Source organism: Streptomyces flavalbus (assembly GCF_042674625.1).
Lineage (GTDB): Bacteria > Actinomycetota > Actinomycetes > Streptomycetales > Streptomycetaceae > Streptomyces > Streptomyces flavalbus.
The window spans coordinates 4,627,162-4,642,569 of record NZ_JBHTEB010000001.1; the positions used below are offsets into that span (position 1 = coordinate 4,627,162).

Below are 15,408 nucleotides of genomic sequence, written 5' to 3' on the forward strand. Positions count from 1 at the left end.
GGACGGAGCGGGCCAGCGTCGGGGTACTGCTTATAACCTTCCGGGCAGTGCAGGGAAACGGGGGAACCCTCGGGGGAAAGGGGGGCGGCCATGCAGCCGCTCGGTGCCGACGAGCCCACCACCGTGGGGCCCTACCGGCTGCTCGGACGGCTCGGCTCCGGTGGGATGGGGCGCGTCTACCTCGGGCGCAGCGCCGGGGGCCGGACCGTCGCCGTCAAGATCGTGCACCCGCACTTCGCGCTCGACGAGGAGTTCCGCGCCCGCTTCCGGCGGGAGGCCGAGGCGGCGCGGCGGGTCGGCGGCGCCTGGACCGCGCCGGTCCTGGACGCCGACCCCGAGGCGCCGGTGCCGTGGATCGCCACGGCGTACGCCGCCGGACCCTCCCTCACCGCCGCGGTCACGGACGGCGGTCCGCTGCCCGACCTCTCGGTACGGGCGCTGGGCGCGGGCCTCGCCGAGGCGCTGGCGGCGGTGCACGAGCTGGGGCTCGTCCACCGGGACGTGAAGCCGTCCAACGTCCTGCTCACCCTCGACGGCCCCCTCCTGATCGACTTCGGCATCGCCCGCGCCACCGACGGCACCGCCTCCCTCACCTCCACCGGGGTCTCCGTCGGCTCCCCCGGCTACATGTCGCCCGAGCAGATCCTCGGCAAGGGCGTGACGGGCGCCGCGGACGTCTTCTCGCTGGGCGCCGTCCTGGCGTACGCCGCGACCGGCGCGCCGCCCTTCCCCGGGGACTCCTCCGCCGCCCTGCTCTACAAGGTCGTCCACGAGGAGCCCGAGCTGGGCGCCCTGAGCGGGGAGTTGCGGGAGCTGGCCGCCGCCTGCCTGCGGAAGGACCCGGCCGCCCGGCCCACGCCCCGCGACATCGCCGCACGGCTCGCCCCGGAGGGCGCCGCCCGGCTGGTCGGCGGGGGGTGGCTGCCGGGGGCGCTGGTGGAGCGGGTGAGCCGGAGTGCCGTAGAACTGCTGAACCTGGAGGCGGCGGTGTCCCCGGCGTCCCCGGCGTCCCCGGTGGACGGGGCGTCCGCCTCGGGGCCCGTCGGGTTCAGCAGTCCGGCGGTGGGGGTGACGGGGGTGCCCGGCGGGAACGGGAACGGGGTTTCCGGGCAGGGGCAGTTCGGGCCCGCGCCGGTCATGCCGACGGCGCCGCCGCCCACGTACGCACCGCCGCCGCCCGGCTTCGCCACCGTGGGACCGGGTGCCGAGCCCGCCGACCGGCCGCCCGGCAGGCTCGCGGTCACCGTGTCGGCGTCCAGCGCGCCCGGCGCCGGTGGGCGGGGGCGGCGGCTGAGCTGCACGGTCGCGCTCGCGGTGGCGGGGGCGCTGGCGGCCGTGACGGTCGGGTCGGCGTTCGTGTTCGACCTGCTGCCGGGCGGCGGCGGCCAGGACACGGCCGACAGCGGGCCGCCCACGGCCACCAAGCCCCCCGCGGCGAGCGAGAGCGCCCCCGACGGCTCGGGCGGCGGCGCGGCCCAGGTGCCCGACCGCTACCTCGGCACCTGGGAGGGCGCGGGCACCGCCCTCGGCGGCACGCTGCCCATGGGCACCTTCCGGGTCACCGTCCAGCAGGCCGAGGTGGGCGAGGAGGTCGGCCGGGTGCGGAACGTCGACCCGGTCGGCGGCGTCTGCACCGACGTACTGACGCTGCGGCGGGTGAACGGCGAGCGGCTGGTGGCCCGTGCCGCCGGGGCCGAGGACAACCGCGCCGTGTGCAGCCAGGCGCCGCACACCGTGACGCTCACCCCGGTCGGCGACGACCTGCGGTACGAGTCGGACAGTACGGACTCGGGCGAGCCGGAGGCCAGGATGTCCAAGGTGGGGCAGTAGGCGGGCGCCGGAAGGGGCTGGCGTAGGCTGGATCGGTCTGTCCACAACCCTTGACGAAAGGGACGCTTCGGTGACCGAGAAGGCCGACCTCCAGTCTGTGCTCGACCGTGCCGCGGCCGGTGGGCGGATCACGCCCGAGGAGGCGCTCGCGCTCTACCGCGACGCCCCCCTGCACGCCCTGGGCGCCGCCGCCGACGCCGCGCGCCGCCAGCGGTACGCGGGCGTCGAGCACATCGCGACCTACATCATCGAGCGGAACATCAACTACACGAACGTCTGCGTGACGGCGTGCAAGTTCTGCGCCTTCTACGCGCCGCCGAAGGACACCGCCAAGGGCTGGACCCGCGACCTCGACGACATCCTGCGCCGCTGCGCGGAGACCGTCGAACTGGGCGGCACGCAGATCATGTTCCAGGGCGGCCACCACCCGGACTACGGCGTCGAGTACTACGAGAAGCACTTCGCCGCGATCAAGGCGGAGTTCCCGCAGCTCGTCATCCACTCGCTGGGCGCCTCCGAGGTCGAGCACATGGCCCGGATCTCCAAGGTGAGCGTCGAGGAGGCGATCCAGCGGATCAACGCCGCCGGGCTCGACTCCTTCGCCGGTGCCGGTGCCGAACTGCTGCCGGAGCGCCCCCGCAAGGCCATCGCCCCGCTGAAGGAGAGCGGCGAGCGCTGGCTGGAGATCATGGAGACGGCGCACAACCTCGGCGTCGAGTCCACCTCCACCATGCTGATGGGGACCGGCGAGACCAACGCCGAGCGCATCGAGCACCTGCGGATGATCCGCGACGTCCAGGACCGGACCGGCGGCTTCCGCGCCTTCATCCCGTACCTGTACCAGCCGCAGAACAACCACCTGAAGGGCCGCACCCAGGCCACCATCTTCGAGTACCTGCGGATGATCGCCGTCGCCCGGCTCTTCTTCGACAACGTCGCCCACATCCAGGGCTCCTGGCTCACCACCGGCAAGGACGCGGGCCAGCTCACCCTGCACTACGGCGCCGACGACCTCGGCTCGATCATGCTGGAGGAGAACGTCGTCTCCGCGGCCGGTGCCAAGCACCGCTCCAACCTGATGGAGATGATCGAGATGATCCGCGGCGCCGACCGGGTGCCCGCGCAGCGGTCGACGACGTACGAGCACCTGCACGTCCACGACGACCCGGCCGACGACCCCGTCGACGGGCGCGTGATGTCCCACATCTCCTCCACCGCCATCGAGGGCGGCACCGCCCATCCCGAGCTCAAGCTGCTCGCGTCCAACTGAGCTGACCGTTCCGTGCTGACGATTCACGCCGCCGACCTGGTGGTCGGCGGTGCCGAGGAGCTGCCGGACGGCGCCGTCGCCGTCGACGGGGCGCGGATCGCCGCCGTGGGGACGCTCACCGAGCTGACCGCGCGGTTCCCGGGGGCGCGGGTGCGGCGCTGGCCCGGCGTCCTCGGTCCCGGCCTGGTGTACGACGGTCCGCTGCCGGACGCGCCCTCGCCGCGCGAGCGGGTGCACGCGGTGCTGAAGCGGGGGGCCACCGCCGTGCTCGCCGGGCACGCGGAGACGGCGGAACTGCGGGGCGCGGCCGAGCGGAACGACGTACGCGTGGTGGCCGACGGTGCGTCGGCCCTCGGGGCGCTGGCGGCGGGCGGGCGCGCCGATCTCGCCGTGTTCGCCGGGGAGTACGGGGTGGGGGAGGCCGTCGCCACGGTGTGCGCGGGGCGGTTGGTGCACCGGCGGCGGTGACGCGACGGCGTACTCCTAGTCCTGGCCGGTGAACGCCTCGGCGAAGGCGCCGGTGGTCTGGGAGACGCCGCTGCAGTTCGTGGCCGCGTCGTCGTGCCCTTCCTGCGTGGCGCCGTCCGCGCACTCCTGGTCCCGGAAGCTCGCCCACATCGACACCCAGGCGATCTCCTTCTCCGCCGCGAACGTGCGGACCTCCTTCGCGTCCGCGAGCGTGAACGTCTCCCCGTCGACGTCGTTCACGCCGATCATCGAGGTGAGCGCCATGGCCCGCCAGGCGCCTTTCGCGGACTGCCCGAAAACGGACCGGAGCTGAGTGTGCGCCGAATTCGCCGACTCGATCGCGTAGTCGCCCATGTCCCCGGTGTACGTACTGCCGTAATTCATCGTCATGAGGTTCACGGTGGAGACCTGGACGCCGTGGTCGTTGGCCGACTCAAGCAGCGCCACGCTGTCGTCGTCGAGGCCGGACGGCATCACCGGGAGCGTGAACGACACCTCCAACCCCGGCCGTTCCTCCTGGAGCAGCGCGATCGCCTCGGAGCGCAGGGCGACCGAGTCGGCGTCGGTCAGGGTCTCGCCCTCGACGTCGAAGTCGGCGCGGGTGGCACCGGCGGCGTCCAGCGCGGCGCCGTACGCCTCCGCCAGCTCCGCGGCGGTGTTGCAGACGGTGGCCAACTCGGCGCCGGACGCGCCACCGAAGGACACGCGCGGCACGGCGCCGACGCCGGTGAGCTGGGCTATCCGGGACGCCACCGCCGAGTCGTCGATGGCGGACGTGCCGCCCCAGGTCGGCGTACAGCCGGTGCCGTCGGAGATCACGAAGGCGAGGTTGTAGGCGGTGGGGGACCCGGCGGTGTCGTGGTCGGCGGCGGTGGTGGCGCTGACGTACGGGGCGTACGGCGTGGCGGATGTAGCGGATGTAGCGGATGTAGCGGATGTGGCGGGCGTGGCGGGCGTGGCGGGCGTGGCGGGCGTCGTGGAGCACCCCGTCACGGCCAGCGCCAGCAGGCAGCCCAGCCCGGCCACCGGCTTTCGGAAACTCCGTATCACTGACGTACCCGCTCTCGTGAACCTCGCTCGTGGGGAAGGGAAACGTCTCACAAGAATTCGGGCCACGGCGCCGATTTCCGTCCGAGCGCGGATTCTCTCAGGGGAAGGACAGGTTTCCCGGCTTTCCATGGGTTTCTCATAAGCGGTCCGTGCCCCACGCAAATAATGGCTCCCTACCATCCGGGGAATGCATTCCGAGCCTGCCAACCTTGCCATCGATAGCACCGCCGAGGGACCCGTGTTCGTGGACACCTCCGGGCGCCGCGCCAGGGCGCTGCGCCGGATCGGCGTCCTCCTCGGTGTCGCCTGCCTCGGCTACGCCGTCCTGCTGGGCGCGGCCTTCATGGGCTGGGGGACGTCGCTCACGCCGTCCTCGCTGCTGCCGTTCGGCGCGGAGGGCGGGCCCGGCGGCGGCCGGCTGGCGTCCCCAGCGGCGCCCCCGGCACCGACCTCCCGCCGCAGGGCGGTTACGGCGCCTCATGACCACCGCTCCCGCACGCCCCGCCCGGGGCCGCCGCCGCGCCCCCACCCGGATCGAACGCGCGGCGGGCAGGGCCGCGGCGCTCCAGCGCCCCCGGGTCATCCTCGCCCTGCTGCTCCTGCTCGCGCTGACCTGCGTGATGCTGCTGGACGGCTATCTGCGCTCCGAGGTCGGCGGCGACCAGCGCGTCCGCACCGGCGCCAGCTCCAGCGACGTACCCGACGACGTCCTCGACGGCGGCCCCATCCTCACCTTCCGGGGCGGCGAGGCCACCACCCTCTCCGTGCCGGACAAGACCATCGCCCTGACCTTCGACGACGGTCCCGACCCGACCTGGACGCCGCGGATTCTCGACGTGCTGGAGAAGTACGACGTGCCGGGCACGTTCTTCGTCGTCGGGTCGATGGTGGCCCGGTACCCCGACGTCGTGGAGGACCTGGTGGAGCAGGGCAACGAGGTCGGCCTCCACACCTTCACGCACGTCGACCTGTCGTACCAGAGCGAGGCCCGCGTCACGCGGGAGATGACGCAGACGCAGCTCGCGCTGGCGGGCGCGGCCGGGATCACGACGACCCTGTTCCGGGCGCCGTACTCCTCCGAGACCGACGCCATCGACAACTACAGTTGGCCCGTCTACCAGCAGCTCGGCGAGCAGGGCTACACCAGCGTCTTCGTCGACACCGACAGCGACGACTGGAAGACGCCGGGCGTGGCGAAGATCGTCGAGTGGGCCACTCCGGAGGACGGCGAGGGCGCCTCCGTGCTGATGCACGACGCGGGCGGCGACCGCTCCCAGACGGTGACGGCGCTCGCCCGGTACATCGAGAAGATGCAGGCGAAGGGGTACACCTTCACGACGGTCAGCGGGGCGATGCAGGGGGCGGAGTCCTCCGGGCAGTCGGACAGGGCCGCTCCCCCTGGTGTCTCTGGTACGTCGATGCTCCAGGCCGCCCACCGGCAGGCCACCGGCACGACCCTCTACGAGGGCAAGGCGCTCGTCGCGGCCGTCGCCGTCGCGGAGTGGACCGTGCCCGCGCTGTCCGTCGGGCTCGTGGTGGTGGGCGTGGCGGTACTCGGGCGGTTCGGGATGATGCTGGTGCTGGCCCGCCGCCACCACCGGCAGCGCAACAGACGCCGCTTCAGCTGGGGGCCGCCGGTCACCCGGCCGGTGAGCGTGATCGTCCCGGCGTACAACGAGAAGGAGTGCATCGCCAACACCCTGGAGTCGCTGGCGCGGAGCACCCACCCGATCGAGATCATCGTCGTGGACGACGGCTCGACGGACGGCACCTCGCAGATCGCGCGGGACGCGGCCGACTCGCTGGGCATGTCCAACGTCCGGGTCATCCGGCAGGAGAACGCGGGCAAGCCCGCCGCCCTCAACAACGGCGTCCGCAACGCCAGCCACGACATCGTCGTGATGATGGACGGCGACACCGTCTTCGAGCCGGACACGGTGGGGCAGCTCGTGCGGCCCTTCGCGGACCCCGGCGTCGGCGCGGTCGCGGGCAACGCGAAGGTCGGCAACCGCGGCACGGTCATCGGGGCCTGGCAGCACATCGAGTACGTGATGGGCTTCAACCTCGACCGCCGCATGTACGACCTGCTGCGCTGTATGCCGACCATCCCCGGCGCGATCGGCGCGTTCCGCCGGGAGGCGGTGCTGGAGGTCGGCGGGATGAGCGAGGACACCCTCGCGGAGGACACCGACATCACCATCGCCATGCACCGCGCGGGCTGGCGGGTCGTCTACCAGGAGCACGCGCGGGCGTGGACCGAGGCGCCGGGCTCGCTGAGGCAGCTCTGGTCGCAGCGCTACCGGTGGTCGTACGGCACCATGCAGGCGCTGTGGAAGCACCGCGGGTCGGTGACCGACAAGGGGCCCTCGGGACGGTTCGGGCGGGTCGGGATGCCGCTCGTGGTGATCTTCCAGATCGTCACGCCCGTCTGCGCGCCGCTCATCGACGTCTTCACCGCCTACTCGATGATCTTCATCGACCTGAAGGCGGCTCTGCTGGCGTGGCTGGCGGTGCTGGGGGTGCAGTTGGTGTGCGCGGCGTACGCCTTCCGGCTGGACCGGGAGAAGTACCGGTACCTGCTGATGATGCCGCTCCAGCAGCTCGCCTACCGGCAGATGATGTACCTCGTCCTCATCCACTCCTGCGTCACCGCCCTCACGGGCGGACGGCTGCGCTGGCAGAAGCTGAAGCGGACGGGCGAGGTGGGCAGCCCGACGGGGGCCGTGAAGTCCTCGGGGTCCGCGGGCTGATGGGGGCGCATCGCAGGAAAGGTGACGGGGCGGGCACGGTGCCGGTCGGCGGGGGGCGTGACCGCTACTTCGACGCGCTGCGCGCCCTCGCGCTCGTCCGGGTGGTCACGTACCACGCCTTCGGGTGGGCCTGGGCGGGCCTGGTGTTCCCCTCCATGGGGATCATGTTCGCCCTCGCCGGGACGCTCATGGCGCGGTCGCTGGAGCGCCCCGCGGTCACGGTGCTCCGCGACCGGATCCGCCGACTGCTGCCGCCGTTCTGGTTCTGGGGCGCCTTCGTGGTGCTGGCGATGCTGGTGCACGGCTGGATGCCCGGCTGGCAGATCGTCTACTGGGTCGTCCCGCTCGGCGACCCACCGGGCAACGCGTGGGGCGAGCAGGCGTGGGAGGTCCTCTGGTACCTGCGGACGTACCTCTGGTTCGTCCTGCTCTCCCCGCCGCTGCTGTGGCTGTTCCGGCGGGCACCGGTCGCGGTGCTCGGCCTCTCCCTCGCGCCGGTCCTGGTCCTCACCTTCGTCTGGCAGCCGCCGGACGACCGCTTCGGCACCGGCCTGTGGGACCTGTCGACGTACCTGTGCTGCTGGCTCGTCGGCTTCGCCCACCGCGAGGGCGTCCTACGGCGGCTGCCGCCCGTCGCCGTCGCGCTGCTGTCCGTGGCCGCGCTCGGCTACGGCGGCTGGTACGCGCTGGCCCACCAGGCCGAGTACGGCGGCTACGACCTCGACGACGACCCCCTCGCCCAGGCCTTCTGGTCGGCGGGGTTCGTGACGCCGCTGATGTACGCCAAGGCCCGCTTCGGCTTCGACCTCGCCGGGCTCGCGCGGTTCCGGCGGCTGGACCGGCTCGTGACCGTGTTCAACGCGCGCGCGGTGACGGTCTACCTCTGGCACGAGATCGCGCTGGTCCTCGCCGTACCGCTGATCGACCGGTGCTGGGAGGTCCCCGCCTTCGAGGCGCATCTGCCGCTGGAGAGCCAGTGGTTCATGTTCGGGGTGGCGTGGGTGCTGATCGGGGCGTTCGTCCTGCTGTGCGGGTGGGTGGAGGACGTGGCGGCGCGGAAACCGCCGCGTCTCGTCCCGGGCGCCCGGCCCGCGACGCCTGCTGCAAGAATGGCTCCGTGACCCGCGCATCCCTGGAAAAGCAGCCGCACGAAGTCGCCTCGATGTTCGACGACGTCGCGGAACGGTACGACCTCACCAACGACGTGCTGTCCCTCGGCCAGGACCGGCGATGGCGCAAGGAGGTCGCGCGCGCGGTCGACGCGCGGCCCGCGCAGAAGGTCCTCGACCTCGCGGCCGGTACGGGAACCTCCTCCCTGCCGTTCACCCGCGCGGGCGCGTACGTCGTGCCCTGCGACTTCTCCCTGGGGATGCTCCAGGTCGGCAAGCGGCGCCAGCCGTGGATGCCGTTCACGGCGGGCGACGCGACGCGACTGCCGTTCCGGGACGACACCTTCGACGCGGTGACGATCTCCTTCGGGCTGCGCAACGTGCAGGACACGGATGCCGCGCTGCGCGAGATGTACCGGGTGACCCGGCCCGGGGGGCGCGTGGTCATCTGCGAGTTCTCCCACCCGACGTGGGCGCCCTTCCGCACGGTCTACACCGAGTACCTGATGCGCGCCCTGCCCCCGGTCGCCCGCGCGGTCTCCTCCAACCCCGACGCCTACGTGTACCTGGCCGAGTCCATCCGCGCCTGGCCCGACCAGCCCGCCCTCGCCCACCACCTCCGCGAGGCGGGCTGGTCCAGCGTGGCCTGGCGCAACCTGTCGGGCGGAGTGGTGGCCCTGCACCGGGCCTTCAAGACCCAGCCGTCAGCCGCGTAGCGGCGGCACCCCGCGGCTCCCCCGACTCCTGTACCGCCCCGCCTGCCGTGGGCAGCCGGGGCTCACGGACCCCCGCGCCCCCGCCGGTGCTCATCAGACTGACGTGCCGTCGGCACCCGCACCTCGGGCGTTTCGGGGGTATGCGCACAGATGTCACCCCCGGCGGTACTGGCAGCGCCGGTCACAGCGCGAGCCGGTAGCAGTGTCCCTCCTGCTGACTGGCCGGGGACACGAACCTCTCAGCGAGCCGCATCCCCAGCCGCTGGGTGACCGCTATGGACCGCGCGTTCCGGGCGTTGACCATCGCCACGACGTCGGACACCCCCGCCGCCCGCACCCGCTCCAGCGTCTCCCGCGCGGCAGCGGTCACGTACCCCTTGCCCCAGTGCTCCCGCCCGAGCCGCCAGCCGATCTCGATCTCCCCCGTGGGCCCCCACTCCCACGGCCACGGCTGCGCGCCGGTGAAGCCGATGACCCGGTCCTGCTCGTCCAGCACGGTCCACAGGCAGAAGCCGTACTCGGCGTCGTGGCGGCGCTGGCGGGCGGTCAGCTCCTCGTAGACGGACAGCTCCGCGGACCGGCCGCCGTGGAACTCCATGACGTCCGGGTGGTCGAAGACCCGGTGCCAGGCGACGGCGTCCTCGTCGGTGGGAACGCGCAGCCGCACTACGGGGAGAGTTCGGTTCACGAGGGCAGCCCTTCAGCCGGGTGATCAATTCTGCTGAATAGACTGCCCATGTCCAGTGCCGGTCGGCACACCGATTTCGAACTTGGGGAGATCCCGCCGTGGCCGAGTCTCTGACGGACAACACCGCTGATGTGATCGTCGTGGGCGCGGGTCCGGCCGGATCCACCACGGCCTACCACCTGGCCAAGGCGGGGCTGAACGTCCTGCTGCTGGAGAAGACCGAGTTCCCCGGGAGAAGGTCTGCGGCGACGGTCTCACCCCGCGCGCGGTCAAGCAGCTCGTGGCGATGGGCATCGACATCTCGGAGGAAGCGGGCTGGCTGCGCAACAAGGGCCTGCGCATCATCGGCGGCGGCGTCCGCCTCCAGCTCGACTGGCCGGACCTCGCGTCCTTCCCCGACTACGGCCTCGTCCGCAAGCGCGACGACTTCGACGAGCAGCTCGCCCGGCAGGCCCAGAAGGCGGGCGCCCGGCTGCACGAGCGCTGCAACGTCGGCGCCCCGATCGTCGACGCCCGCACCGGCCGGATCACCGGCGTGCACGCCAAACTGGGCGAGGAGAAGCGCGAGGTCACCTTCCACGCGCCCCTCGTCGTCGCGGCCGACGGCAACTCCACCCGGCTCTCCCTGGCGATGGGCCTGCACCGCCGCGAGGACCGCCCGATGGGCGTCGCCGTCCGCACGTACTTCACCTCCTCGCGCCACGAGGACGACTACCTGGAGTCCTGGCTGGAACTCTGGGACCGCCGCGGCCCCCAGGACCGCCTCCTGCCCGGCTACGGCTGGATCTTCGGCATGGGCGACGGCACGTCCAACGTCGGCCTGGGCGTCCTGAACACCTCCGACTCCTTCAAGGAGCTGGACTGGCGCGAGGTGCTGAAGGCGTGGTGCGCGTCCATGCCGGAGGACTGGGGCTACACCCCCGACAACATGACCGGCCCGATCCGCGGCGCCGCCCTCCCGATGGCCTTCAACCGCCAGCCGCACTACACGCGCGGGCTGCTCCTCGTCGGCGACGCGGGCGGGCTCGTGAACCCCTTCAACGGCGAGGGCATCGCGTACGCCATGGAGTCCGGCCAGCTCGCCGCCGACGTCATCGTCCAGGCGCACGCGCGGGCGACTCCGGCCCAGCGGGAGGCCGCGCTCCAGCGCTACCCGCGCGTGCTCAAGGACACCTACGGCGGCTACTACACCCTCGGCCGCGCCTTCGTGAAGCTCATCGGCAACCCGAAGGTCATGCAGATCGCCGCCCAGCGCGGCCTGACCCACCCGATGCTGATGCGGTTCACCCTGAAGCTCCTCGCCAACCTCACCGACCCCACGGGCGGCGACGCGATGGACCGCATCATCAACGGCCTGAGCAAGGTGGCCCCGAAGGCGTGAACCGGACCCGGGTGGTCCGGGTCCCTACGCCGTGAGCGCCTCGACGTTGGCGGCCCGGCGGGCGAACACCTCGTCCCGCCGGTCCGCGGCCTGCCGCAGCGCTTCCTTCCGCTCCCGCGCGGAGAGCCGGTCCAGGTACACCTGCCCGTTCACGTGGTCGGTCTCGTGCGCGAGGCACCGCGCGAAGTAGCCCGTGCCCTCGATGACGAGCGGCGCGCCGTCCTTGTCGTACCCGCGCACGACGGCCCGGTCCGGACGCGGCACCGCCATGGTCGCGCCCGGCACCGACAGACAGCCCTCGCTGTCGTCGACCAGCCGCCGCCCGGCCGGGTCCAGCGGGTCGAGCACCGGGTTCACGACGTGCCCGACATGTCGGACACCGTCGTCGTCCGGGCAGTCGTAGACGAACAGCCGCAGGTCAACGCCGACCTGATTCGCCGCCAGCCCGGCGCCCTCGGCGACGTACATCGTGAGGAACATGTCGTCGAGGAGCGCGGCGAGGTCGGGACCGAACTCGGTGACGTCCCGGCAGGGCTTGTGCAGCACCCGCTCACCGACCTCGGTGATCCGCCGCACCGCCCCGCGCCGGGCCTCGGGCGCCAGCGGCGGGTAGGACTCGACGGGCCGCCCCTGCAGGAACACGCTGGGCATCGCCGCCCCTCCTTCTCTCTCCCGCGGTCACGCCACCGTGGCGGGACCGTCGGGCAAGAGGGTGCTGGGGCCGACCGGCCGGACGCAACCAGCGGTACGGCGGAAGGGCCGCTGCCCCCGAGCGGCTGCGGCCCTTTCCCGTGGCGCCTGGTGGGGCGCCGACGCGCGCGTGGTGGCGCGTGTGTCCCGTGGGTCAGAGCACCCGTACCGCGCCCGACGCCGGGTAGCCGGAGAGGTCCTGGATGACGACGCCCTTGGAGGGGTTGGCCGCGTCCAGGTACTGGCCGTTACCGATGTAGACGCCCGTGTGGTACGCCGAGCCCTTGCCGCCCCAGTACAGGATGTCGCCGACCTGGAGGGCGGAGAGGGAGACCTCGGTGCCGACCATCGACTGGTCCTGCGAGACGCGCGGGAGGTCCACGCCGACCTGGCGGAAGGCGGCCTGGACGAGGCTGGAGCAGTCCCAGGCGTTGGGGCCGGTGGCGCCCATGACGTAGGCGTCGCCCAACTGTGCCTTGAGGAAGGAGATGACCGTCGCCACGCTGCCGCTGGCGGGCGCGGAGGCGGAGGCGGAGGCGGTGGTGCCGGTGTCGGCGCTTGCGGTGAGGGTGACGCGCTCGGCGTCGCGGGCGGCGCGCTCCGCGGCGGCCTTGCGGGCGGCCTCCGCGGCCTTCTTCTTGGCCTCGGCCTTGCGCTTCGCCTCGGCGAGGTCGGCCTTGGCCTCCTTCGCGGCCCTCGCGGCGGCCGCGTCTCGCTCGGCCTCCAGCTCGTAGTTCGCGGCGGCCAGTTGGGTGGCGTCCGCGGACTCGGCGACCTGAGCGGCCAGGTCGGCCGTCAGGACGGGCAGTTCCAGGGTCTGCGTGACCGGCTCGGCGGCGTTCGCCGCGGCCGACGCGCTGGCCACTGCCACGGTGCTGAGGATGCCACCGGCAACTCCGGCCCGCATCGCGATCTTCGAGGACGCGTTGCGGCGGGGTTTCCGGTGGCTGGGTATGTGAGCGGTGTGGGACATGAAACCAACCGGTATCAGGGGCTCCTCCATACCTACAAGAAACGTGTGGTGCGCCACAGTTGTTCAACGGGCCCCTCGAACGCCGGGCGTGTCGCCCTTTATTGACGCCGTAACGGACATTGCGGACGCGGGTGATCAAGCCTGTGATCATGGGCTTTCGTCGTTACGCCCGAATTGCCCGCGGCCTACCACTCGTTGCGTCCGTTGGCCAAGTCCGCTTTTCCTCCCCCTCTTGTGAATGTGGCGGAGGTCACGGAACGGTTTCCGCGGCGGTCGCGTCTCGCGTGTGCGCCGAGGTGGGCGGTCGGGGTGGGCGGTCAGGGTGGGTGGTGAGGGTGGGTGGTGAGGGTGGTGCCGGTCGTGTTGTCGGGGGCGGGTGACTTCGTGAACGCGTGCACGTGTCCACACCCGCCCGTGTGATCTCGTCGAGATGTGAACGAGGGCCACTATCAGCGCCCCCCGTCCAACTCCAATTTGCATGTAGCGGAACCATCTTGATATGGAGACACCCCCTCCGAGCTGCGCTGACTTGCGAAAATGTCACCTCTGGTGATCACTCGGACGCTTCGCGTGCGAAGATCACCGCTCATCCGACTTCATGATCCTTCGTCAGGTGGTGGAGATCACAAAGGTTGTGTAATACCCCGTGTCGCAGATCACAGAGCCACGGGCATAAGATGCGAGGCAACTGGGCTTGTGACCTGCTTCACATGTTCTCGATCTTCGCCGGGACAGACGGGGTTTGTGGGACTGACGGGGCGGATGCGGGTCCGGTGAACCGCCAGCAGTCAGTGCCGACTGAGAGGAGCGAGGAGCGGTGAACGCGTATGCGCCCATCCTCGTACTGGGAGCCCTCGGGGCAGGCTTTGCGATCTTCTCCGTGGTCATGGCCACGCTGATCGGTCCAAAGCGGTACAACCGGGCCAGGCTCGAAGCCTACGAATGCGGTATCGAGCCGACCCCCACGCCGGCCGGCGGCGGGCGTTTCCCCATCAAGTACTACCTGACGGCGATGCTCTTCATCGTCTTCGACATCGAGATCGTCTTCCTCTACCCGTGGGCCGTCACCTTCGACGCCCTGGGTGTGTTCGGGCTCGTGGAGATGCTGCTCTTCGTGCTCACCGTCTTCGTCGCCTACGCCTACGTGTGGCGGCGCGGCGGCCTGGAATGGGACTGAGGGGCCTAACGTCATGGGACTGGAAGAAAAGCTGCCGAGCGGATTCCTGCTGACCACCGTCGAGCAGGCTGCGGGCTGGGTGCGCAAGTCGTCGGTCTTCCCCGCCACCTTCGGCCTCGCCTGTTGTGCCATCGAGATGATGACCACCGGCGCCGGGCGGTACGACCTCGCGCGCTTCGGCATGGAGGTCTTCCGCGGCTCACCCCGCCAAGCGGACCTGATGATCGTCGCGGGCCGGGTCAGCCAGAAGATGGCGCCGGTGCTGCGGCAGGTCTACGACCAGATGCCGAACCCCAAGTGGGTGATCTCCATGGGCGTGTGCGCCTCCTCGGGCGGCATGTTCAACAACTACGCCATCGTCCAGGGCGTCGACCACGTCGTCCCCGTCGACATCTACCTCCCCGGCTGCCCGCCGCGCCCGGAGATGCTGATGGACGCCATCCTCAAGCTCCACCACAAGATCCAGCACTCCAAGCTCGGCGTGAACGCGGAGGAAGCGGCCCGCGAGGCGGAGGAAGCGGCGCTCAAGGCCCTGCCGACGATCGAGATGAAGGGGCTGCTGCGATGAGCGACGCCACCGGCGGCGAGGTCAATCCGGAGAAGGACCTCAGCGCCTCCAACCTCCCCGGCCAGCGTGGCCAGGGGGGCGAGGAGATCCGCGTCCAGCGCGGCATGTTCGGCGCCAACAACGGCGGCGACACCTCCGGCTACGGCGGCCTGGTCCGCTCGGTACGGCTCCCGGGACCGTCCACCCGCCCCTACGGCGGCTGGTTCGACGAGGTCGCCGACGAGCTGGAGGGCGCCCTGGAGGAACAGGGCCTCCTGCCGGACAACGCCATCGAGAAGACGGTCGTCGACCGCGGCGAACTCACCTTCCACATCGAACGCGAGCACCTGGTCCGCGTCGCCCGCACCCTGCGCGACGACCCCGCCCTGCGCTTCGAACTGTGCACGGGCGTCAGCGGCGTCCACTACCCGCACGACAAGGGCCGCGAGCTGCACGCCGTCTACCACCTGCGCTCGATCACCCACAACCGGCTGATCCGCCTGGAGGTCAGCGCCCCGGACGCCGATCCCCACATCCCGTCCCTGGTCGACGTCTACCCGACGAACGACTGGCACGAGCGCGAGACCTACGACTTCTTCGGCATCGTCTTCGACGGTCACCCGGCCCTGACGCGGATCATGATGCCGGACGACTGGCAGGGCCACCCACAGCGCAAGGACTACGCCCTCGGCGGCATCCCCGTCGAGTACAAGGGCGCCCAGATCCCGGCTCCGGACCAGCGGAGGTCGTACTCATGAG

General features: G+C 71.5%; 13 protein-coding genes and 2 pseudogenes. 11 read left to right on the forward strand and 4 right to left on the reverse strand.

The window, feature by feature from the left end; genetic code table 11:
• The first annotated feature begins 90 nt into the window (after nt 1–90).
• The 3 genes from ACFQZ6_RS20895 to ACFQZ6_RS20905 all read left to right on the forward strand — a co-directional run bounded on the left by ACFQZ6_RS20895 (nt 91) and on the right by ACFQZ6_RS20905 (nt 3,568).
• Nucleotides 91–1,830, forward strand: a complete 1,740-nt coding sequence (locus ACFQZ6_RS20895; RefSeq protein WP_381611357.1) for a serine/threonine-protein kinase — start codon at nt 91–93, stop codon at nt 1,828–1,830.
• 70 nt (nt 1,831–1,900) lie between these two features.
• Entirely contained in the window at nt 1,901–3,100 is a 1,200-nt protein-coding gene (mqnC, locus tag ACFQZ6_RS20900; RefSeq protein WP_381611359.1) for a cyclic dehypoxanthinyl futalosine synthase, read from the forward strand.
• A 12-nt stretch (nt 3,101–3,112) separates the two neighbouring features.
• Nucleotides 3,113–3,568, forward strand: a complete 456-nt coding sequence (locus ACFQZ6_RS20905) for an imidazolonepropionase-like domain-containing protein (protein WP_381611361.1) — start codon at nt 3,113–3,115, stop codon at nt 3,566–3,568.
• A 15-nt stretch (nt 3,569–3,583) separates the two neighbouring features.
• Here ACFQZ6_RS20905 and ACFQZ6_RS20910 read toward each other — a convergent pair whose 3' ends face one another.
• The gene (locus ACFQZ6_RS20910) at nt 3,584–4,615 is read right to left on the reverse strand and encodes a chitinase (protein WP_381618502.1); all 1,032 of its coding nucleotides are present in this window, start codon (nt 4,613–4,615) and stop codon (nt 3,584–3,586) included.
• Nucleotides 4,616–5,097: 482 nt separating this feature from the next.
• Here ACFQZ6_RS20910 and ACFQZ6_RS20915 point away from each other — a divergent pair, with 482 nt between their 5' ends.
• Genes ACFQZ6_RS20915 through ACFQZ6_RS20925 form a run of 3 tightly spaced genes read left to right on the forward strand, consistent with a single transcriptional unit; the run spans nt 5,098 to nt 9,193 of the window.
• Nucleotides 5,098–7,368 (forward strand): bifunctional polysaccharide deacetylase/glycosyltransferase family 2 protein, encoded by a 2,271-nt coding sequence (locus tag ACFQZ6_RS20915; RefSeq protein WP_381611363.1) that lies wholly within the window; start codon nt 5,098–5,100, stop codon nt 7,366–7,368.
• Nucleotides 7,368–8,489, forward strand: a complete 1,122-nt coding sequence (locus tag ACFQZ6_RS20920) for an acyltransferase family protein (RefSeq protein WP_381611365.1) — start codon at nt 7,368–7,370, stop codon at nt 8,487–8,489. Before ACFQZ6_RS20915 ends, ACFQZ6_RS20920 begins: the two co-directional genes overlap by 1 nt.
• Entirely contained in the window at nt 8,486–9,193 is a 708-nt protein-coding gene (locus ACFQZ6_RS20925) for a demethylmenaquinone methyltransferase (protein ID WP_381611366.1), read from the forward strand. Before ACFQZ6_RS20920 ends, ACFQZ6_RS20925 begins: the two co-directional genes overlap by 4 nt.
• 181 nt (nt 9,194–9,374) lie before the next feature.
• Here ACFQZ6_RS20925 and ACFQZ6_RS20930 read toward each other — a convergent pair whose 3' ends face one another.
• Nucleotides 9,375–9,881, reverse strand: coding sequence for a GNAT family N-acetyltransferase (locus ACFQZ6_RS20930; RefSeq protein ID WP_381611368.1), 507 nt, complete (start codon nt 9,879–9,881; stop codon nt 9,375–9,377).
• 140 nt (nt 9,882–10,021) lie between these two features.
• On the opposite strand from ACFQZ6_RS20930, the pseudogene ACFQZ6_RS20935 reads away from it, so the two are divergent.
• A pseudogene (locus ACFQZ6_RS20935) lies at nt 10,022–10,138 on the forward strand (FAD-dependent oxidoreductase); the annotation flags it as partial.
• A gap of 20 nt (nt 10,139–10,158) precedes the next feature.
• Nucleotides 10,159–11,262: pseudogene (locus ACFQZ6_RS20940) on the forward strand (geranylgeranyl reductase family protein); the annotation flags it as partial.
• Nucleotides 11,263–11,286: 24 nt separating this feature from the next.
• On the opposite strand, the gene def reads toward ACFQZ6_RS20940, so the two are convergent.
• Both def and ACFQZ6_RS20950 read right to left on the reverse strand, forming a co-directional pair.
• Nucleotides 11,287–11,913, reverse strand: coding sequence for a peptide deformylase (gene def, locus ACFQZ6_RS20945; RefSeq protein ID WP_381611369.1), 627 nt, complete (start codon nt 11,911–11,913; stop codon nt 11,287–11,289).
• Nucleotides 11,914–12,106: 193 nt separating this feature from the next.
• Nucleotides 12,107–12,955: a C40 family peptidase gene (locus ACFQZ6_RS20950; protein ID WP_381611371.1), complete on the reverse strand. Its 849-nt coding sequence runs from the start codon at nt 12,953–12,955 to the stop codon at nt 12,107–12,109.
• Between the two features lie 787 nt (nt 12,956–13,742).
• On the opposite strand from ACFQZ6_RS20950, the gene ACFQZ6_RS20955 reads away from it, so the two are divergent.
• The 3 genes from ACFQZ6_RS20955 to ACFQZ6_RS20965 are packed head-to-tail and all read left to right on the forward strand — an operon-like array spanning nt 13,743 to nt 15,407.
• Nucleotides 13,743–14,102 carry an NADH-quinone oxidoreductase subunit A gene (locus ACFQZ6_RS20955; protein WP_086791863.1) on the forward strand — a complete coding sequence of 120 codons (360 nt, stop codon included), beginning with the start codon at nt 13,743–13,745 and terminating at the stop codon, nt 14,100–14,102.
• 13 nt (nt 14,103–14,115) lie between these two features.
• On the forward strand, nt 14,116–14,670 hold the full coding sequence (locus tag ACFQZ6_RS20960; protein WP_189217821.1) for a NuoB/complex I 20 kDa subunit family protein: 555 nt from the start codon (nt 14,116–14,118) through the stop codon (nt 14,668–14,670).
• On the forward strand, nt 14,667–15,407 hold the full coding sequence (locus ACFQZ6_RS20965) for an NADH-quinone oxidoreductase subunit C (RefSeq protein WP_381611374.1): 741 nt from the start codon (nt 14,667–14,669) through the stop codon (nt 15,405–15,407). The genes ACFQZ6_RS20960 and ACFQZ6_RS20965 overlap by 4 nt, the downstream gene beginning before the upstream one ends.
• Nucleotide 15,408: the final 1 nt, after the last annotated feature.